The organism is Serratia liquefaciens (genome assembly GCF_027594825.1).
In the GTDB taxonomy this organism is placed as follows: domain Bacteria; phylum Pseudomonadota; class Gammaproteobacteria; order Enterobacterales; family Enterobacteriaceae; genus Serratia; species Serratia liquefaciens_A.
The window spans coordinates 4,507,779-4,528,668 of the sequence record NZ_CP088930.1 but is presented as its reverse complement, the minus strand read 5'-3'; the positions used below and the strand labels follow the sequence as shown (position 1 = coordinate 4,528,668).

At 55.5% G+C, this 20,890-nt stretch carries 24 protein-coding genes; 20 read left to right on the top strand and 4 right to left on the bottom strand.

Translation table 11 applies throughout. The features are described 5' to 3' along the window. Positions 1-47 precede the first annotated feature (47 nt). The 5 genes from LQ945_RS20930 to LQ945_RS20910 all read left to right on the top strand — a co-directional run bounded on the left by LQ945_RS20930 (position 48) and on the right by LQ945_RS20910 (position 2,838). Positions 48-674, top strand: coding sequence for a hypothetical protein (locus tag LQ945_RS20930; protein ID WP_270101643.1), 627 nt, complete (start codon positions 48-50; stop codon positions 672-674). Between the two features lie 14 nt (positions 675-688). After that, positions 689-1,297: a cytochrome b/b6 domain-containing protein gene (locus tag LQ945_RS20925; protein ID WP_270103012.1), complete on the top strand. Its 609-nt coding sequence runs from the start codon at positions 689-691 to the stop codon at positions 1,295-1,297. Next, on the top strand, positions 1,287-2,054 hold the full coding sequence (locus LQ945_RS20920; protein WP_270101642.1) for a molybdopterin-dependent oxidoreductase: 768 nt from the start codon (positions 1,287-1,289) through the stop codon (positions 2,052-2,054). The genes LQ945_RS20925 and LQ945_RS20920 overlap by 11 nt, the downstream gene beginning before the upstream one ends. Before the next feature lie 123 nt (positions 2,055-2,177). Next, positions 2,178-2,663 carry a hypothetical protein gene (locus LQ945_RS20915; protein ID WP_270101641.1) on the top strand — a complete coding sequence of 162 codons (486 nt, stop codon included), beginning with the start codon at positions 2,178-2,180 and terminating at the stop codon, positions 2,661-2,663. Next, entirely contained in the window at positions 2,647-2,838 is a 192-nt protein-coding gene (locus LQ945_RS20910) for a hypothetical protein (protein WP_270101640.1), read from the top strand. The genes LQ945_RS20915 and LQ945_RS20910 overlap by 17 nt, the downstream gene beginning before the upstream one ends. Before the next feature lie 24 nt (positions 2,839-2,862). Here the strand turns inward: LQ945_RS20910 and ygbI are convergent, their stop codons facing one another. Continuing rightward, positions 2,863-3,627, bottom strand: a complete 765-nt coding sequence (gene ygbI / locus LQ945_RS20905) for a DNA-binding transcriptional repressor YgbI (protein WP_262240260.1) — start codon at positions 3,625-3,627, stop codon at positions 2,863-2,865. Between the two features lie 283 nt (positions 3,628-3,910). On the opposite strand from ygbI, the gene ltnD reads away from it, so the two are divergent. The 6 genes from ltnD (at position 3,911) to LQ945_RS20875 (ending at position 9,554) form a co-directional block, all read left to right on the top strand. Next, a complete protein-coding gene (gene ltnD, locus LQ945_RS20900) occupies positions 3,911-4,825 on the top strand; it encodes an L-threonate dehydrogenase (protein ID WP_269934251.1) in 915 nt (304 codons plus the stop codon). Beyond that, the gene (otnK, locus tag LQ945_RS20895) at positions 4,825-6,087 is read left to right on the top strand and encodes a 3-oxo-tetronate kinase (RefSeq protein ID WP_269934252.1); all 1,263 of its coding nucleotides are present in this window, start codon (positions 4,825-4,827) and stop codon (positions 6,085-6,087) included. The genes ltnD and otnK overlap by 1 nt, the downstream gene beginning before the upstream one ends. A gap of 5 nt (positions 6,088-6,092) precedes the next feature. Beyond that, on the top strand, positions 6,093-6,716 hold the full coding sequence (otnC, locus tag LQ945_RS20890) for a 3-oxo-tetronate 4-phosphate decarboxylase (protein ID WP_269934436.1): 624 nt from the start codon (positions 6,093-6,095) through the stop codon (positions 6,714-6,716). A gap of 3 nt (positions 6,717-6,719) precedes the next feature. Next, entirely contained in the window at positions 6,720-7,496 is a 777-nt protein-coding gene (locus LQ945_RS20885; RefSeq protein ID WP_269934253.1) for an HPr family phosphocarrier protein, read from the top strand. Positions 7,497-7,601: 105 nt separating this feature from the next. Further along, the gene (locus LQ945_RS20880) at positions 7,602-8,972 is read left to right on the top strand and encodes a GntP family transporter (protein ID WP_270101639.1); all 1,371 of its coding nucleotides are present in this window, start codon (positions 7,602-7,604) and stop codon (positions 8,970-8,972) included. A 51-nt stretch (positions 8,973-9,023) separates the two neighbouring features. Beyond that, entirely contained in the window at positions 9,024-9,554 is a 531-nt protein-coding gene (locus LQ945_RS20875; protein ID WP_269934254.1) for a GNAT family N-acetyltransferase, read from the top strand. Here LQ945_RS20875 and LQ945_RS20870 read toward each other — a convergent pair. Then, entirely contained in the window at positions 9,549-10,436 is an 888-nt protein-coding gene (locus tag LQ945_RS20870) for a LysR family transcriptional regulator (protein WP_270101638.1), read from the bottom strand. The genes LQ945_RS20875 and LQ945_RS20870 overlap by 6 nt on opposite strands. Before the next feature lie 94 nt (positions 10,437-10,530). Here LQ945_RS20870 and LQ945_RS20865 point away from each other — a divergent pair, with 94 nt between their 5' ends. Next, positions 10,531-11,514 (top strand): nitrilase family protein, encoded by a 984-nt coding sequence (locus LQ945_RS20865; RefSeq protein WP_270101637.1) that lies wholly within the window; start codon positions 10,531-10,533, stop codon positions 11,512-11,514. Positions 11,515-11,615: 101 nt separating this feature from the next. Here LQ945_RS20865 and ompX read toward each other — a convergent pair whose 3' ends face one another. Continuing rightward, on the bottom strand, positions 11,616-12,134 hold the full coding sequence (gene ompX / locus LQ945_RS20860; protein WP_012005917.1) for an outer membrane protein OmpX: 519 nt from the start codon (positions 12,132-12,134) through the stop codon (positions 11,616-11,618). Between the two features lie 396 nt (positions 12,135-12,530). Here ompX and rhtA point away from each other — a divergent pair, with 396 nt between their 5' ends. Further along, positions 12,531-13,418 (top strand): threonine/homoserine exporter RhtA, encoded by an 888-nt coding sequence (rhtA, locus tag LQ945_RS20855; protein WP_044549221.1) that lies wholly within the window; start codon positions 12,531-12,533, stop codon positions 13,416-13,418. Between the two features lie 143 nt (positions 13,419-13,561). Beyond that, positions 13,562-14,029 (top strand): YhcH/YjgK/YiaL family protein, encoded by a 468-nt coding sequence (locus LQ945_RS20850; protein WP_270101636.1) that lies wholly within the window; start codon positions 13,562-13,564, stop codon positions 14,027-14,029. Between the two features lie 36 nt (positions 14,030-14,065). Here LQ945_RS20850 and LQ945_RS20845 read toward each other — a convergent pair whose 3' ends face one another. Next, complete coding sequence (locus LQ945_RS20845; protein WP_044549217.1) at positions 14,066-14,605, bottom strand: adenylate kinase; 540 nt, start codon at positions 14,603-14,605, stop codon at positions 14,066-14,068. Positions 14,606-14,999: 394 nt separating this feature from the next. Between LQ945_RS20845 and dps the strand changes: the two genes are divergently transcribed. From dps to ybiO, 6 genes are all read left to right on the top strand, one after another. Next, positions 15,000-15,503 carry a DNA starvation/stationary phase protection protein Dps gene (gene dps / locus LQ945_RS20840; protein WP_020825918.1) on the top strand — a complete coding sequence of 168 codons (504 nt, stop codon included), beginning with the start codon at positions 15,000-15,002 and terminating at the stop codon, positions 15,501-15,503. A gap of 159 nt (positions 15,504-15,662) precedes the next feature. Further along, positions 15,663-15,929, top strand: coding sequence for a DksA/TraR family C4-type zinc finger protein (locus LQ945_RS20835; protein ID WP_044549215.1), 267 nt, complete (start codon positions 15,663-15,665; stop codon positions 15,927-15,929). 359 nt (positions 15,930-16,288) lie between these two features. Further along, on the top strand, positions 16,289-17,032 hold the full coding sequence (glnH, locus tag LQ945_RS20830) for a glutamine ABC transporter substrate-binding protein GlnH (protein WP_020825915.1): 744 nt from the start codon (positions 16,289-16,291) through the stop codon (positions 17,030-17,032). Between the two features lie 105 nt (positions 17,033-17,137). After that, a complete protein-coding gene (glnP, locus tag LQ945_RS20825) occupies positions 17,138-17,797 on the top strand; it encodes a glutamine ABC transporter permease GlnP (RefSeq protein WP_012005911.1) in 660 nt (219 codons plus the stop codon). Further along, positions 17,794-18,516 (top strand): glutamine ABC transporter ATP-binding protein GlnQ, encoded by a 723-nt coding sequence (gene glnQ / locus LQ945_RS20820; protein WP_020825913.1) that lies wholly within the window; start codon positions 17,794-17,796, stop codon positions 18,514-18,516. The genes glnP and glnQ overlap by 4 nt, the downstream gene beginning before the upstream one ends. Before the next feature lie 154 nt (positions 18,517-18,670). Further along, on the top strand, positions 18,671-20,887 hold the full coding sequence (ybiO, locus tag LQ945_RS20815; RefSeq protein ID WP_270101635.1) for a mechanosensitive channel protein: 2,217 nt from the start codon (positions 18,671-18,673) through the stop codon (positions 20,885-20,887). Positions 20,888-20,890 lie beyond the last annotated feature (3 nt).

Genomic DNA, 20,890 nt, shown 5'->3' with positions numbered 1-20,890 from the left:
CGGTGTTCAACCATGCTTAACCGGCAACCTAAACAAAGGAGAACTTTATGATTACCCGTCATCGTTTTGCCGGTTTACTGCTTTCCACCCTCATGTTGTGCAGCGGTGCGGCCGCCGCGGCTCAACCCCAATCCAAGGTGATTGCCCCACTGCGCGGCGTTATCGATCAGGTAAGCGACAGCAGCCTGCAACTCACCGACCGCAAAGGGGAAAAGGTCAGCGTCAAGCTCAATGACCAGACCCGAGTGCTGAGCGTGTCGAAAGGCACGCTGGATGATATCAAACCGGACAGCTTTATCGGCACCGCTGCCGTACCGCAGCCGGACGGCTCTTTGAAAGCGTTGGAAGTGCACGTGTTCGCAGCCAGCCTGCGCGGCACCGGCGAAGGCCACTCGGCTTGGGAATCCGCCGACGGCAAGGTCGACACCATGACCAACGGCACCGTGGGCAAACTGGTGAAGTCCAACGGACGCACCCTGACCGTGACCTACGGCAACCAGCAAAAAACCGTTAACGTGCCGGAGGATGTGCCGATCGTCACCCTGGATCCCGGCGATCGCAGCCTGTTGAAACCGGGCGCGCATATCGTGTTGTTCTCCACCACTGACGATAAGGGCGAACGCGTCGCTACCCGCATTTCTGCAGGCAAAGACGGCACCGTTCCGCCGATGTAACTCAGGAGTGCATGATGAAAAGCAACGCGCCGCGGCCGGTGCATCCTTGGCCGGTTCGCCTTACCCACTGGATTAACCTGTTCGCCATGGTCTGCATGTTCATGAGCGGTTGGGAGATCTATAACGCCTCGCCGCTGTTCGGCTTCCGCTTTCCGCCGCAGATCACGCTTGGCGGCTGGCTGGGCGGCGCGATTGGCTGGCATCTGGCGGTTATGTGGCTGCTGGCCTGCAACGCACTGTGTTATGTCTTGTGGAGCCTGTTCAGCGGCCACTTGCGGCGCGATCTGCTGCCGCCAGGCCTCGGCGCGCTGCGGCGCGATATCTGGCAAGCCGTGACGCTGCGGCTCAAGCATCGGCATGGCCATTACAACGCCATTCAAAAACTGATGTACCTCGGCGTCTTGCTTTTGGGGCTGCTGCTGGTGCTCTCCGGGTTAGCCATTTGGAAACCTGTGCAGTTGCAGGGCCTGGTGAGCCTGTTCGGCGGCTTTGACATTGCGCGTTACGTGCACTTTTTCGCCATGTCAGGCATTGGCTTATTTGTGGTGATTCACCTGCTGATGGTGATTATCGTGCCGCGCACGCTGTGGGCAATGATAACGGGTGGCAAACATGACGGATAAAAAACAACGCCCCATGGCACCGGGGCTGGAACCGGCGCAAAAGAAACAGCTGGTTAATTTGCAGCGCCGCCTGATGCTTCGCTCCGGCATGACGCTGGGTGGCGTCGCCATGCTGACCGGCTGCAATCTGCAGGACGGTGACCAGGTGGATAAAGTGCTGTGGGCAATGTCCCGCTGGAACGATCGGGTGCAAGCCTGGTTGTTCAACGGCCAAAAGCTGGCGCAGACCTACCGTCCGGATCAGATTACCCATCCGTTCCCGTTCAACGCGTATTACCCGGAATACAACGTTCCGGAAGTGGATCTCGCCAGCTACCGGCTGGAGGTCTCCGGTAAAGTAGAAAAAAAGGCCCCCTGGACGCTGGAACAGCTGCAACGCCTGCCGCAGCAAAGTCAAATAACCCGGTTGATCTGCATCGAGGGCTGGAGCGCCATCGGTCAGTGGGGGGGCGTGCCGCTGCGCAACTTCCTGCAGCACGTCGGGGCGGATCTTAACGCCCGTTATGTGGGATTCAAATGCGCGGACCGCTACTACTCCAGCATCGACATGGCCACCGCACTGCATCCACAGACCCTTTTGACGCTGGATTTCGGCGGCAAGGCGCTGCCGGCAGATTACGGTTACCCGCTGCGCCTGCGGGTGCCGACCAAGCTGGGCTTCAAAAACGCCAAGCATATCGCCGCCATTTTCGTCAGCGATACCAATCCCGGCGGTTACTGGGAAGATCAGGGCTATAACTGGTTCAGCGGAATTTAATTTCTGCGTGGCGCTGCGCAGAGAGCTCACCGCCCGCTGGCGCATTTATTCCGACGCTGTTAATAATCTCGCCAAGACAAGGAAGGTAACTATAGGAAAAGTAATAATAAAAAGGATTTTATTATGGAGATTGATATCACGGAGGTAGGCGTAGAACAAACTACTGAGTGCAGATATCAAATAACCGTCAGAAAAAACGACAATTTGACCGCAAAATATTATCTAGATTTCAAAAAGATAACGCAGGAAATGCGACTATGGTTCGTGGATGTTTATACTCACCCAAAAATTTTAGATCACACTTATTTAATTGAATTTTATGATATCAAAGCGTTAGCTGCTTGCGATATGAATAAACGCTCTCAGTTTGATACCTACAGCATGATGGAATACAGCTTGTATGAACGTGATTACTTTTTCGCCAGCGGCATTGGTGAGGCTATTTTTCGATTCAAAACGCAAAGTCAGGCCAGGGTTCTCCTCTGTGTTCCCCTCAGACCAGCTCTTGCCAGAATCTATGATCGTTTGTTGAAAAAACACGCCCACTCTGTACACTGCCTGTACAGAGCGGATCTTGTAGAGGACGGACTATATGTCATCGAAACATAAGGTACTGGAAGTGCCTAAGGAAGAAACGGCGATTTTCAGAGAACAGCGTCTTCAGGCCATCAAAGATTTTCAGGAGGCCTGGTGGGAACAAAGATGCCAGGAGTGGCGTGAACGAGGCCGTCTGGTTGAACCAGGGCCGGTCATCACCGCTTCTCCCACCAACAAAACAACATAACCCCCTACGGGGTTATGGTCAGTTTTACTCCCCGGTTGTCATCAGCGTGATATCCGCCTGCAGGATTGCCTCACGCGCTGCGGCAGGCAGATTGTCATCGGTAATAATCGCGTCAAATACCGCCATCGGCAGCGCCAGATAGGTGGCTATTTTGCCGTATTTTGAGGTGTCGCTGAGCAAAATGCAGCGACGGCTGGCATCAACGATGGCTTTCTTCACCATCACCTTGTCTTCATTGGGCGTCGACAGGCCGCGCATGCTCCATGATGAAGCGGAAATAAACGCCAAATCGATAAACAACCCGCGTAGCGCCTGAGCCGCCGCTTCACCAACGCAGGAACGGTTCTCGCGGCATACGGTGCCGCCGGTGTGAATGATCTTGCACTGGCTGTGTTCTATCAGATAGCCCGCAATCACAAAATCATTAGTGACCACCGTCAGATCTTCGCGCTCACTGAGGTGCTTTGCCAATGCCAGCGTAGTGGTGCCCGCGTCCAAATAAATGCAGCTGTTGGGGGGGACCTGCCGGGCAGCCAACTGACCGATGGCCGCTTTCTGTTGGCTGTACATCCCTTCCTTATCCTGATGCGAAGGTTCAATCGCCACCCGTTCTGCGGACTGCACGCCCCCTGACACCGCCAGTACCGCGCCCTGCTCCTCCAGCTTTTGCAGATCGCGGCGAATCGTCATATGCGATACGCCCAGCCTCTCGGTCAATTCGGCAATGCTGACCACCCCGCGTTCTGATACCAGCGCTAAAATTTGCTGATGGCGTTCTACAGGTATCACGGTTCCCTCTCTTTTACCGCAGTGATAATAATTGTGATTTTACGTCAAATTTCGTTCGAAGAAAGCGGCCTTTTTGCAGGCCGTGAAGTCGGTCATGATATCAGTAATTTATTTTACCTATTTTAAAACAGTGAGATAAGTCTAAAAGCGTCTCTTGTATAGGAAGTTTATAGGCTGCATGAATTGTTAATAATTGTGATAACGATCGCTGACTCTGCGTCACAATCCGCTTATATTTAACACAACAAAACAAATTATCACTAAAATTAACAAGAGGTACCAAATGACACAGCCAGGGGATTTTGCAGTTTGCGTCGTAGGGTTAGGTTCCATGGGAATGGGGGCGGCGAAGTCGTGCATTAACGCCGGACTGACAACCTACGGTGTCGATCTTAACCCGCAGGCACTGGCGACATTGCAACAGGCTGGGGCAAAGCAGGCGGCTACCCGTGCAGACGATTTCGCTGCCGATTTGGATGCCTTGCTGCTGCTGGTGGTGAACGCTGCTCAGGTGAAGCAGATCCTGTTTGGCGAGAACGGCCTGGCGGCAAAGCTAAAGCCCAATACGCCGGTCATGGTCTCTTCCACCCTCTCCGCCGCCGATGCCAGGCAGATCGAACAACAGCTGCTGGCGCTCGGACTGAACATGTTGGATGCCCCGGTTTCTGGCGGCGCGGCCAAGGCGGCTGAGGGCCAGATAACGGTGATGGCATCCGGCGCAGAATCTACATTCCAACAATTGCAACCGGTGCTGGACGCCATTGCCGGCAAGGTCTATCGCATTGGCGAAGAGGTTGGACTGGGCGCTACGGTAAAAATCATCCACCAACTGCTGGCTGGGGTACATATCGCCGCCGGAGCCGAGGCCATGGCGCTGGCTGCCCGGGCCGGTATTCCCCTGGACGTCATGTACGACGTCGTCACCCACGCCGCCGGCAATTCATGGATGTTCGAGAACCGTATGCGTCACGTGGTTGACGGCGACTATGCTCCCAAATCGGCGGTGGATATCTTCGTGAAGGATCTGGGACTGGTGACCGATACCGCCAAAGCGCTGCACTTCCCGTTGCCGCTGGCATCTACCGCTTTCAATATGTTTACCGCCGCCAGCAATGCCGGTTTTGGTAAAGAGGACGACAGCGCAGTGATCAAGATCTTCACTGGCATCGACCTGCCGCAGAAGAAGGCGAACGCATAATGCTGCTCGGCGTAATTGCAGATGATTTTACCGGTGCGACCGACATTGCCAGCTTTCTGGTGGAAAACGGCCTGTCGACGGTGCAGCTAAACGGCGTACCGCATGATGACATGCCGGTTGAAGCGCAGGCGGTCGTCATCAGTCTGAAATCAAGATCCTGTGCGCCATCGCAGGCCATCGAACAGTCGTTGCTGGCGTTGGCATGGCTGCAGCGCCAGGGCTGCCGGCAATTCTACTTCAAATATTGCTCAACCTTCGACAGCACCGCGCAGGGCAATATCGGCCCGGTAACCGATGCCCTGCTTGATGCTCTGGGCGAAAGCCAAACGGTGATTTCCCCGGCGCTGCCGGTCAACGGCCGGACTGTGTATCAGGGCTATCTGTTTGTGTTGGATCAACTGCTGTCGGAGTCCGGTATGCGCCATCACCCGGTGACGCCGATGACCGACAGCAACCTGCTACGGCTGATGGAAGCGCAGGCTCAGGGGCACTGCGGGCTGGTGACGGCCGCAGAAATGGATTGCGGTGCCGAAGCGGTGTCCGACAAGCTGCAACAGCTGGCGCAACAAGGCGTACGATATGCGGTACTGGATACGCTGAATGAGCAGCATTTGCTGACCCAGGCTGCCGCGCTGAAAAATATGAAGCTGGTGACCGGCGGATCGGGCCTGGCCATCGGTCTCGCACGTCAATGGGCTCAGCCGGGACAAGACCGTCCGCAGGCCGCGGGGGCTCCGCAAGGGGAAAAAGCCGTGGTCCTGTCCGGCTCCTGCTCCGTCATGACCAATCGACAGGTCGCGCGATACCGTCAACAGGCACCGGCCATGGCTATCGACGTGGCGCGTTGCCTTACCGAATCTGACCGCGCGGCCTATGTTACAGAACTGGCCGACTGGGTACAGCGGCAGCAAAATGCCCCGCTGGCCCCGCTGCTGTACGCTACCGCCGAACCGGAGAAACTGCAGCAGGTTCAGCAACGATATGGCATGGCTGCCGCCAGTCAGGCAGTGGAGTCACTGTTTGCCGGGGTGGTACAACAGCTCCAGCAATCAGGGTACCGTCGCTTTATCGTTGCCGGTGGCGAAACTTCTGGCGTAGTGACCCAGGCGCTGGGCATTCGTGGTTTCCACATCGGCCCCTGTATCTCTCCCGGCGTACCCTGGGTTCGCGCCATCGAACAACCGGTTTCACTGGCCCTTAAATCGGGCAATTTTGGCGATGAAAACTTTTTCGCCCGGGCACAAACGGAATTCCCATTATGACAATGATGATCGAACAACAGGCGCGCGAAGAGATGGTGCGTCTGGGGGCCTCCTTCTTTCAGCGCGGTTACGCCACCGGGTCTGCCGGCAACCTTTCGCTGTTGCTGGCGGACGGCACGCTGCTGGCAACCCCGACCGGATCCTGCCTGGGCGAACTGCAAACCGAGCGGCTGTCGAAAGTCAGCCTGAGCGGCGAATGGCTGTCCGGCGACAAACCCTCGAAAGAGATCAGCTTTCACCGCGCGCTGTATCTGAATAACCCGGAGTGCAAAGCGGTGGTGCACCTGCACTGCACTTACCTCACGGCCCTGTCCTGTCTGCAAGGGCTGGACGTGGAAAACGCCATCAAACCCTTCACCCCTTATGTGGTGATGCGGGTCGGCAAGGTGCCGGTGGTACCTTACTACCGCCCCGGCGATCTGCGGCTGGCGGAGGATCTGGCGAAACTGGCGCCGACCCATCGCGCTTTTTTGCTGGCCAATCACGGCCCGGTAGTGACGGGCAAGGATCTGCGGGCGGCAGCAGATAATACCGAAGAGATGGAAGATGCCGCCAGGCTGATTTTCACCCTCGGCGACCGCCCAATACGCTATTTGACCGATGACGAAATTACCGAGCTACGGAGCTGAACCATGCCTAAGTTTGCCGCCAATTTATCGATGATGTTTAACGAACTGCCGTTTTTGGAAAGGTTCGAGGCCGCCGCCGCACAGGGTTTTCAAGCCGTGGAGTTCCTGTTCCCCTATGACTATTCTGCCGAACTGCTGGCAGAAAAGCTGCGTAGCAACAGTTTGCAGCAGGTGCTGTTCAATACTGCGCCGGGCAATGCCGAAGCCGGTGAGTGGGGGCTGGCGGCAATACCAGGCCGCGAGCAGGATGCGCGTGCGGATATCGATCGTGCCCTGACTTACGCCATTGCGCTTAACTGCCCCAACGTGCACGTAATGGCCGGCGTCGTTCCTCCGGGGGAGGACTGGCAGCGCTATCGCGCTACCTTTATCGACAATATTCGCTATGCCGCAGACCGCTTCGCCAGGCACGGCGTTAAGGTGCTGATTGAAGCGCTCAGCCCGCAGGTGAAGCCGCATTATCTGTTCTCCAGTCAACACCAGGCGGCAGAATTGGTCGAAGCCATCAACCATCCTAACGTCTTCGTTCAGTTCGACTTTTTCCATGCTCAACTGGTGGACGGCAATATCAGCGGGCTGATGCGCTCGCTGGCCGGTTGCTACGCACATATTCAGATTGCCTCGGTGCCGGAGCGGCATGAACCGGACGACGGCGAACTGAATTATCCGTGGCTGTTCGAGCAACTGGATACCCTCGGCTATCAAGGCTGGATAGGCTGTGAATACCGACCCCGTGGCGATACCGCCGCCGGGCTTAATTGGCTAAGACCTTACCAGTAAGGCGCTCCGCCAACCCAGGGATTACCAAAACATAAAAATTAAACGTACCCGTATCGCCAGCCGGCGATCGCGGTGCCTGACTCTTACCCGATTAAAGGCTATTTCATGTCTACCTCTCTGCTTTTGATGATTGCCGTATTAGGTGTGGTGCTGCTCTTGCTGATGGTCATCAAGGCCAAGATCCAGCCCTTTGTCGCCTTGCTGGTGGTCAGCCTGCTGGTGGCGTTGGCCAGCGGCATTCCTACCGGCGAAGTGATGAAGGTGATGACCGCAGGTATGGGCGGCGTACTGGGTTCGGTGACCATTATCATCGGCCTGGGCGCTATGCTCGGCCGGATGATCGAACATTCTGGCGGTGCCGAATCTCTGGCCCAGCGCTTCAGCAAAGCTTTGGGGCCGAAACATACCGTGGCCGCCCTGACCATTGCCGCGTTTATTCTCGGCATTCCGGTCTTTTTCGACGTCGGCTTTATCATCCTGGCGCCGATCATCTACGGTTTTGCCAAGGTCGCTAAAGTTTCGCCGCTGAAGTTCGGCCTGCCGATGGCCGGCGTGATGCTGGCGGTGCACGTCGCCCTGCCTCCCCATCCGGGGCCGGTTGCCGCAGCCGGGCTGCTGAACGCCGACATTGGTTGGCTGACCATTATCGGTCTCGCGATTTGCATTCCGGTGGGGGTTATCGGCTATTTCGCTGCCAAGCATTTGAATCGCAAAACTTATCCCCTGTCGATTGAGGTACTGGAACAGCTGCAGCTGGCGGCCCCTGAACCGGCACCGGAAGGCAAGGCGCCATTGAGCGACCGCATCAATCCGCCTGGCGCCGGGTTGGTGGCGGCGTTGATCGTGATCCCTATCGCCATCATCATGCTGGGCACCGTTTCAGCCACGTTACTTGAACCGGGTTCCGCGCTGCGAGATACGCTTTCGCTGCTCGGCTCTCCCTCGGTGGCCTTGATGATTGCTCTCTTGCTGGCATTCTACTTCCTGGCCATCCGTCGCGGCTGGAGCCTGCAACACACCAGCGACGTCATGGGGGGCGCGCTGCCGACCGCCGCCGTGGTGATCCTGGTCACCGGTGCCGGTGGCGTATTCGGTAAAGTCCTGGTGGAGTCGGGTGTGGGCAAGGCATTGGCCGATGTGCTGACCACCATCGGCCTGCCGTTGATCCCGGCCGCTTTTATCATTTCGTTGGCGCTGCGCGCCTCTCAGGGGTCCGCCACCGTGGCTATCCTGACGACCGGTGGCCTGCTGTCGGAAGCGGTTATCGGGCTGAATCCGCTACAGCTGGTGTTGGTCACCCTTGCCACCTGCTTCGGCGGTCTGGGTTTGTCGCACGTGAATGACTCCGGCTTTTGGATCGTCACCAAATACCTCGGACTTTCGGTCGCCGATGGTCTGAAAACCTGGACGGTACTGACGACAATCCTCGGCCTGAGCGGTTTCCTGTTCACCTGGTTACTGTGGCTGGCGGTGTAATTTCTCTGGCATACTGCACAGACCGCCTCTCGCTCTGTGCAGGAAAACATAATGCCTCTTATCACAACCGCACCGCTGTTGCTTACCGAACGTTTACGCCTTGATGCACATACGCTGGACGACTTTGATTCGTTGGCCGCCATGTGGGCCGATCCTGAAGTGGTACGTTATATCGGCGGCACGCCGAGGGATCGTGAAGACTCCTGGGGCCGCCTGATGCGCTATGTAGGCCACTGGGCGTTGCTGGGTTATGGCTACTGGGCAGTGCGCGATAAAGTCAGCGGCGCTTACCTTGGCGGCATCGGTTTTTCCGACTTTCAGCGCGATATCCATCCGGCGCTTGATGCCCCAGAAATGGGCTGGACGCTGGTGACCTCGGCACAGGGTAAAGGCTATGCCACCGAAGCGCTGCGCGCGGCTTTGGCCTGGGGAAAAGACCATTTACCGGGCAATAAGGCGGTATGCATTATCTCACCGGAAAATCAGCCCTCCCTGGCACTGGCGAAGAAAGTCGGTTTCCGCGAAAGCCATCGCAGCGAGTACCATCAAAACCCGATCCTGGTGATGCACTGCCCGCTATGAGCCGGCAACCTGACCCGACGCGGTAGCCAAAGCCACCTGAACAAAGTTATCCCGCAGCGCATCAGGCTGCTGCGGGTTCCAGGCGATACCGACTTGCCATTGGGTCTGTTCGCCGCTCAGCGGCAGAATATCGATGCCCGCCGGCGCAATATGCGTGACGCTGTGCGGCAGCAGAGCAACGCCAATGCCGGCGGCAACCAGCGCCAGCAAGGTTTGAATATCCCCGGCCTGCTGTACCACGTTGGGTGCCAGTTGATGGGCGGCAATAAACCGCAGCGACTGGTCGCTCAGCCCGCGTCCACGCTTGGGCGTCAACTGTAACAGCGGCAAGGTATTGAATTGCGCCATGATATTCTCCGCCCGCAGGGCCAGCGCCGAGGGCGCCGCCAGCACCAATCTGTCACTCAGCAGCGCACTGGCACGCAACGGCGTACTGACAGGCAATCGCACGAATCCCACCTGCAGTTCCCCCTGCAATAGCAACTGGTATTGCCGCTCCGAAGGCAGATCTTCCAGGCCTACGGCAACCTCGGGAAAACGATGACGGAAAGCAGCCACCAGTTGCGGAGCCAGATGAAAGCTGGACAGGCCAAAGCCGATCGCCAACCGCCCTGCCTCCCCCTTGACCACCTGCAAGGCTCGCTGCTGAAACTGCTGATGCTGACCAACTAACGTCAGCGCCTCGGGATAGAGCCGTTGGCCGCCGGCGGTCAGTTGCGCTCCCTGGCGACCACGGTTAAACAAACGGGCGCCCAGCAGCGTTTCCAGCGTCTGGATCTGTTTGCTCAGCGCCGGCTGGGTGATGCATAACCGCTCCGCCGCCACGCGATAATTGCCCTGTTCGGCCAGCACCACGAAGGCGCGTAGTTGTCGTATATCCATTCCATTCAGTTATCAAAAAAGGAATTTAATTGATTATACAGTAATCAATGGCTTTGCTGTAATCAACGCCAGATAACAGCCAAAAGGTAATCCTATGACAAACTCTTTACGCGCCGCGACGGTGCAATTTCAGCATCGCGCCAATGATAAAAACTACAACCTGTCGGTGATCGAGGGCTTTATCACCCGCGCCGCCGCCGAACAGATCCAACTGCTGACCTTCCCGGAAATGTGCATCACCGGCTATTGGCACGTACGCCACCTCAGCGCCGGCGAAATTGGCGCACTGGCAGAGCCCATCGCCGACAGCCCTTCACTGGCGCGTATTCGCCCGCAGGCCGAACGCTATAACATGGCGATTGGCGTCGGACTGATTGAACTGGGAGAGGACGGCAAATATTACAATGCCTACGCCGTCTGCCTGCCCGACGGCAAACTTCACGTTCACCGTAAACTGCATGCTTTTGAACACCCGGCGATAGCCAGCGGCGACAGTTTCACCGTATTCGACACCCCATGGGGTATCCGAATGGGGGTGCTGATCTGTTGGGACAATAACCTGGTGGAGAATGTCCGTGCGACCGCATTGCTGGGGGCAGAGGTGTTGTTGGCGCCGCATCAGACCGGCGGTACTCATTCACGTAGCCCGCACGGCATGAAGCCGATCCCTCTGGAAATTTGGCAACGGCGGCAGGAGGATCCGGCGGCGATAGAGGCAGCTTTTCGGGGCGAACACGGGCGTGGCTGGCTGATGCGCTGGCTCCCGGCACGTGCTCATGACAATGGGTTGTTTGTGTTATTCAGCAACGGGGTGGGACGTGACGATGACGAAGTGCGAACCGGCAATGCGATGATCCTCGACCCCTACGGCCGCATTCTGGCGGAAACCTGGGCAGCAGAAGACAAGATGGTCACGGCCACGCTTGATTTGTCGCTGATCCCGCTCAGTACGGGCCGTCGCTGGATCCACGGTCGTCGACCGGCCCTGTACGACATTCTTACGCAGCCGCAAGGCTATGAGCGAGATGCCCGTAGCGCGCGTTTTTCATCTGAGCCGGCACAGAAACTGGGCAAGTGACCGACGCCGAATGACTGGCAAAAAAAATCCGCCCGAAGGCGGATTTTTATCTGATGTGGCTGACTGCGCCACATGCTCATGCCCGCAGGCATGGAGAAATCTTAGAAACGGTAGCCTACGCCAACGCTCCAGATACCAACGTCAACGCTGCGGATACGGCTCTGCTCGTAACCAACGTCCAGCGCTACGTCCTGGATTGGGTTGAACTGCAGGCCAGCACCGTAGGTGAAGCCGTAGTCGCTGCTGCCGTTACGGTCGGAACCGTTTTGAGCGTTGTCGATGTTTTTACCGTAACCAACACCCACTACACCGTAGATGCTTGCCCAGTCGTTGAAGCGGTAAGCTGGACCGGCAGTGATAGAGTTGTACTGAGCTTTACCGTAGTAACCGTTCTCAGAACCGTTCTTCTCTACGTGGGTAAAGGAACCGATAACACCCAGTGGGTTGTTGTCGAACTCGTAACGGTATTTCAGGTTGAAACCGTCGGCTTTGTTAGCAACGCCTTGGAGATCACCCTGCGCATAGCCAGCGGATACGGTGCTCTGACCAGCGAATGCGGTACCTGCGGTTACTGCTAAGACACAGGCTGCTACTGCGGAAAGACATGCAATTTTTTTCATAACCACCTCAAACGCGTTATATTTTTAAGTAAATCCATTTGTTCATGCATTGAAAATATAACAAAAATTAGCGTGAAACTCTGCCTTAAAATGAGTGTCTAATGCTTTATATCGTGTAACATTAGATTTCAAGAACAGTGTATCTTCTTCTTTTCGCTCTATTTTCGAGCCGCATTCTACGCGTTTCTGTGATAAGAATCACCTATTTAATATCCAGACAATTCTTAAAAAAAGCGCACTTTTTGACCATAAAAGCCGTTCTGGCACCGTAAGCCAGCGCTTTTTTTCGTTGAAAATGCTTTTCTCAGACACATTTACCGCAATTCATTTACACTGCCGTCATCCAAACATCGACCTCTTCCCAAATCCTGGGAAATGCATAAAAGGCTCTAAAGGATGTCTTCCTCCGCAACCGCAAAAGCGTCTTCTACGCTGCTGCCAATCTGCCTGTTGATCATCGCTATGGTCTCCATCCAAAGCGGTGCCTCTCTGGCCAAAAGCCTGTTCCCGCTGGTCGGCGCAGAAGGCATCACCACGCTGCGTTTGAGTATCGGCACGCTGATCCTCTTTATTATCTTCCGCCCGTGGCGCATGCGATTTGCCGCCGGGAGCCGGTTACCGTTGTTCATTTACGGCCTGGCGCTGGGCGCGATGAATTACCTGTTCTATCTTTCCCTGCGCACTCTGCCGCTCGGCATCGCCGTGGCATTGGAGTTCACCGGCCCGCTGGCGGTCGCCATGTTCTCTTCACGCCGCGCGATTGACTTTTTGTGGGTGGCACTGGCGATCGCCGGGCTCTGGTTCCTGCTGCCGTTGGGCCATGACATGGGCAGCATCGATCCCTTCGGCGCCGCCTGTGCACTGGGTGCAGGTGCCTGCTGGGCGGTCTACATTATCTGCGGCCAGAAAGCCGGTGGCGACCACGGGCCGGGTACCGTCGCGGTGGGGTCACTGATTGCCGCCGTGGTGTTTTGCCCGATTGGCGCCTGGCAAGCCGGCAGCGCACTGCTGAACGTTGATATCCTGCCGGTCGCACTGGCCGTAGCTATCCTCTCCACCGCGCTGCCCTACTCGCTCGAAATTATCGCGTTGCCAAAAATACCGGCGCGGACTTTCGGCACATTGATGAGCCTGGAACCGGCACTGGCTGCGCTTTCCGGCATGCTGTTCCTGAACGAACACCTGACGACGATTCAATGGTTGGCGCTGGCAGCGATCATTACCGCCTCCATGGGGGCGACCCTGACCATCAAACCCAAACCGCAAATCGAAAACCTGTCCTGAGCATTGGCTACGCCTGCATTTGCCCAAAGCGGAATGCAGGCGGGTTAACTGTTTTCACACTGGCAAACAGGCATACTTTTCCCGGCAGTCCCCCCACGTTGTTATGGAATCAACCCGGCAGGGTTGCCACATGGAGAATTAAAGTGATTTATAACACTCTGTTTAACCCACGCTATGGCCGTGGGCTGTCACCGATACTGGTTGAGACCCTCACCGCTGTGCGTCAATACGATCTCGCCGAGCTGGCACTGGAGCGGCATGAGATAAAGGGTGAGAAGATCTTTATGGAAGTGATGACGCTAACCACCGGGCCAGCGGAAACCAGGCGTGCAGAGCTGCACCAGGAATATGCCGTCATCCATTTGCTCCTTAGCGGCGAAGAACGCATTGATTATGGTTTGCCGGGGGATTGGCAAAGTGAGTTGCCTTATGACGAACTGCACGATGTGCAACTGCTGGAGATCAAACGTCACCGCCAGACGCTGGCAATGTTTCCCGGCATGTACGCCATATTTTTGCCTCATGAGCCGCACAAAGTCGCTTGCCAACTAAATGCGCCGATGCCAATCAAAAAAGCGGTGATAAGCGTGCATTACACCCTGCTGCTGTAACCGGCCGGTCTGTCTGGATGGCCGGCTTCTCATCGCTCAGTGCTGGGGCAAAGCGCGTATAAACCTCGCCGCCTGCTCAGGAGAGCGCAACTGGATAAAGCGGATATGTCGATACCGGGCATCGTTCATGTCCGCAAGGTAGCCGGCCCGGTTTTTACGGTAGGTTTTGATGGTCCATAAAACGATGGAATCACGGCTGAAAAAGGAACGGCGGAAGCTCTCGCGGTTACCGGTGCCGGGCCACAACTCGGTACCTTGCCATGCACGTGTAGCGGCACGACGCACCGCCTGAAACAACGTACGACAGAAGCCGTAATCTACCCACACCACCCAATCAACGCTTTCCCATTTAATCGTTTTGGTTCGACTGTAATTGCCGTCAAGCACCCAGCCGGACTCTGCCGCGGCCAGCGCCTGCGCTAGCTGCGCCAAAAACTCGTCATCGGGTGTCCCCTGCCATTGCGGGCGCCAAAACAGCTTGTCCAGCTCGATATGAGGCAGCGCAAACTTTGCCGCTAGCTGGCGCGCCACCGTACTTTTGCCACTGCCACTGGTTCCAACGACGTTAATTTTCATGGGAGCGAATTCTGAAATGGGGGGAAATAGCTTAGCGGGATGTTATTCGTCTATCAATATGAATTAGCAGGCAATTAATAAAATGAAATAAAAATGAATCAGAATGCGTAATCTTTATAAAAAATATAAATGATAATGGTTATTAAACACCTTTCTGAAATTATTACTCTGCGGAACCACTTCCGCGAGAAGATACCAATAAATACCCTTACAATTCATCTAATTGAGATAAAAATAAATATATCCATATAACCTTACCCTTACTGGAGTTAATTTTCAATTCGTTATAGCCTATCTATCCGATAGCCATTTTCGGCCTGCAAAATGCTATATCGCTGCTATAATTATCCCCGTAACAAAAATAGGACAACGAACTAACGAGAGGATATCTGATATGAGTACCGCTAAACTGGTGAAAACGAAATCTTCTGAGCTGCTTTACACTCGTAATGACATGGACGAAAAAACCAAACTGGAAGCCATCAAGGCGTTGAACCATCAGGTTGTTCAATTTACCGACCTGTCGTTGATCACCAAGCAGGCACACTGGAACATGCGTGGTGCCAACTTCATTGCCGTGCATGAAATGCTGGACGGGTTCCGCACCGCCATCATCGATCACCTGGACACTTTTGCCGAGCGCGTGGTGCAGTTGGGCGGCGTGGCATTGGGTACCGTGCAGGTCGTGAACGACAAGACTCCGCTGAAAAGCTATCCAACCAACATCCACAGCGTGCAGGAACACCTGAAAGCGCTGGCCGATCGCTACGGTGTGGCGGCGAACGACATTCGCAAGGCCATCACAGAAGTCGCCGATGAAGATACCGCGGATATGTTCACCGCAGCTTCACGCGATCTGGACAAGTTCCTGTGGTTTATCGAGTCCAACATCGAATAAATCTGCGCGACAGACAATCAAAGCGTTCCGCATTGCGGGATTGAACAGGCTGCGGGCTTTGCCCCAGCCTGTTTTTCTTTTGCGCCGCTTGAATTGCTCAAAAAACAGCCCATAGTAGATAAAACGAACTGACGAAGGCTCAACACAAGCGAGGTGATCATGGCAAGCGGATGGGCGGCAGACGGTGCCGTGCAAGATCAAATTGACTCCACCGTCGACGATGCCGTACAGCGTGCAAGACAGGCGCTGGGTCAAGGGGAAAGTGAGCATTACTGCCAGGAATGCGGGGAAGAAATCCCGTTGGCCCGGCGGCAGGCGCTGAAAGGCGTGCGTTATTGCCTGGCCTGCCAAACCGAGCTGGATAAAAAGCGGGCGGCGAGCAGTTTGTATAACCGTCGCGGCAGTAAAGACAGCCAGCTGCGTTGAGCTTATCAACGCAAAATATCCCCTCCTGACCTCTCTGACAGAACACTCCTGCACCAAATGCAACAACCTTGCGGCATAAAAGTTAGAGTTAGTTATCAATATTGAAGCGAAACCGTTAACTATCGGTTGTTTCAGCCCCATTATTTGGTTAATGATAGACCCGTGCACCAACAGGACGCCAAAAGCACTATTTTGGGGCCTCAATTTGGTGCATAAAAATAATAATTCGACCTTCAGACTCAACATCACACCACAACTCTTTGTTTTTATAGTAGTTGAAAACATGGCACGATTTTTTCATGGCACCAACTGCAATATAAAAAATGGGTAATCCGCAACCTGTACAGGAAATTCCTCTCATGAAGTCAATTTTTAAAGTCTCCCTGGCCGCACTTTCGCTGGCCTTTGCCGTAAGCTCCCACGCAGCAGACAAACTGGTCGTCGCTACCGATACCGCATTCGTTCCCTTTGAATTCAAACAAGGCGATAAATACGTTGGTTTCGATATCGACCTGTGGGCCGCTATCGCCAAAGAACTGAAACTGGATTACACCCTGAAGCCGATGGATTTCAGCGGCATCATCCCGGCACTGCAAACCAAAAATATCGATCTGGCGCTGGCCGGCATCACCATTACCGAAGAACGTAAAAAAGCCATCGAATTCTCTGACGGCTACTACAAAAGCGGCCTGCTGGTGATGGTTAACGCCAACGACGACAGCATCAAGGGCATTGACGATCTGAACGGCAAAGTGGTGGCGGTGAAGAGTGGCACCGGCTCCGTGGATTACGCCAAGCAGCACATCAAAACCAAAGACCTGCGTCAGTTCCCGAACATCGACAACGCCTATATGGAACTGGGCACCAAGCGCGCTGACGCGGTGCTGCACGACACGCCAAACATTCTGTACTTCATTAAAACCGCCGGCGCCGGCAAGTTCAAAACCGTTGGCGATTCGCTGGAAGCACAGCAATACGGCATCGCCTTCCCTAAAGGCAGTGACGAACTGCGCGTGAAGGTGAATGGCGCGCTGAAAACGCTGCGCGACAACGGCACCTACAACGAAATCTACAAAAAATGGTTCGGTACCGAACCTAAATAACGGATGCAATCAGTCACTGATTCACTTAAGCACAGGGGTGGTGCCTTAGCCCCTGCGCTTTGTTGTATCTGATTCCCACGTTTGGGATCACCGGGAGAAAACACCATGCAGTTCGACTGGAGCGCCATCTGGCCCGCCATCCCTATCCTGTTAGAAGGCGCCAAAATGACCCTCTGGATTTCGGTCCTCGGTCTGATTGGCGGCCTGATCATCGGCCTCGTTGCCGGTTTTGCCCGTACCTACGGCGGTTGGATTGCCAACCATGTCGCCCTGGTATTCATCGAAGTTATCCGCGGCACGCCTATCGTGGTGCAGGTAATGTTTATCTACTTCGCCCTGCCGATGGCTTTTAGCGATTTGCGCATCGATCCCTTTAGCGCGGCGGTGGTCACCATTATGATCAACTCCGGCGCCTACATTGCGGAAATCACCCGCGGTGCCGTGTTGTCGATCCACAGCGGCTTCCGTGAAGCAGGCCTGGCGTTGGGTCTGTCGCGCCGCGAGACCATCCGTTATGTCATCATGCCGCTGGCGCTGCGCCGTATGCTGCCGCCGCTGGGTAACCAGTGGATCATCAGCATTAAAGATACCTCGCTGTTTATCGTGATCGGCGTGGCGGAACTGACCCGTCAGGGCCAGGAAATTATTGCCGGCAACTTCCGCGCGCTGGAAATCTGGAGCGCCGTGGCGGTTATTTATCTGATTATTACCCTGGTGCTGAGCTTCGTGCTGCGTCGTCTGGAAAGAAGGATGAAAATCCTGTGATTGAATTTAAAAACGTCTCCAAGCATTTTGGGCAAACCCAGGTGCTGCACAATATCGACCTGAAAATTAATCAGGGTGAAGTGGTGGTGATTATCGGGCCGTCCGGCTCCGGCAAATCCACGCTGCTGCGCTGCATCAACAAGCTGGAAGAGATCACCAGCGGCGATCTGATCGTCGATGGTCTGAAAGCTAACGATCCCAAGGTTGACGATCGCCTGATCCGTCAGGAAGCCGGCATGGTATTCCAGCAGTTTTACCTGTTCCCACACCTGACCGCTTTGGAAAACGTCGCCTTTGGCCCCATTCGCGTTCGCGGTTTGAAAAAGTCGGATGCGGAAAAACTGGCGCGTGAACTGCTGGCCAAAGTCGGCCTGGCGGAACGTGCCCATCACTACCCCTCCGAACTTTCCGGCGGTCAACAGCAGCGCGTGGCCATCGCCCGTGCTCTGGCAGTCAAACCGAAAATGATGCTGTTTGACGAACCGACCTCCGCACTTGACCCGGAACTGCGTCATGAAGTGCTGAAGGTTATGCAGGATCTGGCCGAAGAAGGCATGACCATGGTCATCGTTACCCACGAAGTCGGCTTTGCCGAAAAAGTGGCTTCGCGGCTGATCTTTATTGATAAGGGCCGGATTGCAGAAGACGGCAACCCGCATGACCTGATCAATCACCCGCCAAGCCCGCGCTTGCAGGAGTTCTTGCAGCACGTATCCTGATTTACCCTGCTCAACGGCGGACCTGTTTCAGGTCCGCCGTTTCTATTTAGCACGCGTTATCACTCCCTGCCTCTCTTCATTTCCTACTATATTCTTTGTTTTTCTTAACATTTGTATTTAATCCGCCGATTTACAGAGCCCCAAGAGAGGATACATGCCCGCCACCGCATACTCCCGATTCGGTTCTCATCTGCGAGAACAGCTGTTCCCCCTGCTGCTACTGCTGATAACCTGCGCCCTTTCCCCGCAGGCTGCGGCGCAGCCCGCACAGAATACCGATGCCAGTTCCCAAACAGAGCAGCAAAAAGCCTCTTACGCCGCGCTCGCAGACATTCTGCAAGACGACAAAGCCCGTGCCGGGCTGATTAGCCACCTCAGGCAGGCCGCTGGCGAATCTTCCACTGCGCAGCAGCCCAAAACCGAGACGCCTAAGCCATCCGACTCACTGAGTGACAACCTGACCAGCCTGGCTCAGGACGGCCTTAGCACCCTCGACAAGAAATTAAACTCGAGGCAAAAGCTGATCGACTCTGGGCCCAAACGCACTTTCCATCCGGACGTTTTCTTTCGGGCTTTGGGCTATTTTCTGCTGACGGTTGCGCTGACCTTCGCCCTCTTCCATCTGATCCGCCGGATAATCCGCCCGCTATACAAACGCATCGGCAACTGGGGGCACAACGCCAAACTGCAGCATGATTCGTGGTACAAACTGCCAACGGCGATCCTCGGCGCCTTCGCTATCGATTTGCTGGTGTTGTTGCTGGCGCTAACTGCCGGCAACCTGTTTGCCCGCCATGTTCACGCCGACAACGCCACCATATTGCGGCTGCAAACCCTGTTTCTTAGCGCCTTCGCGGTGATCGAATTCTTCAAGGCGGTGCTGCGGCTGATTTTTGCACCGAATTTCGATTACCTGCGTCCTTTTGCGTTCTCCGATGCCGTCGCCCATTACTGGAATACGCGCCTTGCCTGGCTAAGTGGCCTGATCGGCTACGGCCTGATGGTGGTGGTGCCGGTAGTGGCGACACAGATCAGTTACCCTGCAGCCGCCGCAGCCAATCTGGTCATCATGCTGGCACTGACGTTATACGCACTGGCGTTGATCCTGCGTAACCGTAAGCCGATACAACTCCAGATAAACCTGCTGGCCGAACGATCGATGGCGTTCTTCAGCATCATTCTGCGCGGTTTGGGCCACGTCTGGCACCTGCTGGCGATCGCTTATTTCCTGGTGCTGTTTGCGCTGTCGCAGTTTGATATTGGCAACAGCCTGAACTTTATGATGACCGCAACGGTGAAAAGCCTGGTGGTTATCGGCGTCGGTGCGTTGATCTCCGGCCAACTGACCCGCTGGATTTTCCGCCGGATTTCGCTGCCGGATGATGTCAACCGGCGCTATCCGATGCTGGAACGGCGTATTAATTCCTATATTCCCAATGGGTTGAAAATATTGCGGGTGATGGTGGTACTGACGGTCACGCTACTGCTGTTTGACGCCTGGCATCTGATCAACCTTTACCAGTGGGCAAGCAGCGAAAACGGGGAAAAAATCGTCGGCGGACTGGTACATATCCTGCTGATTCTGGTGATTGCGGTTATCAGCTGGACCCTGATGGCCAGCGTTATCGAGCATCGACTGGCGCTGGAGTTGAGCAACGGCATCCGTCCCAGCGCGCGCGAACGCACGCTGCTAACGCTGTTTCGTAACGTGCTGGCCATCGTTATCAGCACCATTACCATTATGATTGTGCTGTCGCAGGTGGGGATTAACATTGCGCCGCTGCTGGCCGGGGCCGGAGCGCTGGGATTGGCCATCAGTTTTGGCGCGCAAACGCTGGTCAAGGACGTGATCACCGGCGTATTCATTCAGTTTGAGAACGGCATGAATACCGGCGAGTACGTAACCGTCAGCGGCATTACCGGTACGGTAGAGCGCATGACTATCCGTTCAATCGGCCTGCGGGACGATTACGGCGTGTATCATATCGTCCCCTTTTCTTCGATCACGACGCTGGCAAACTACGCCCGCGAATTTGGCGTCTACCGCGCCAACTACAGCGTCAGCCGTGACGAAGATATCGATCATGTTCATGAGGTGCTGCATCAGGCCGTCGCCGCATTGAAACAAGACGAGCAGGTGAAGCATTTTCTGGTGGGTGAGCCGGTGTTCAACGGCGTAGTGGCGCTGGGCGATCGCTCCTTCACCACCCGGGTGACCGTGCGCACCCAGGCGTTAAAGCAGTGGGTGGTGCAATATGCCCTCGACCGCCTGGTCAAAATACATTTTGACCAAGCCGGTATCGCCATGCCGCAGCAGGCCATTCAACTTTCTTACGCCGAAAACGCTGGCGAACAGCCTGCGGCGCAATGACGA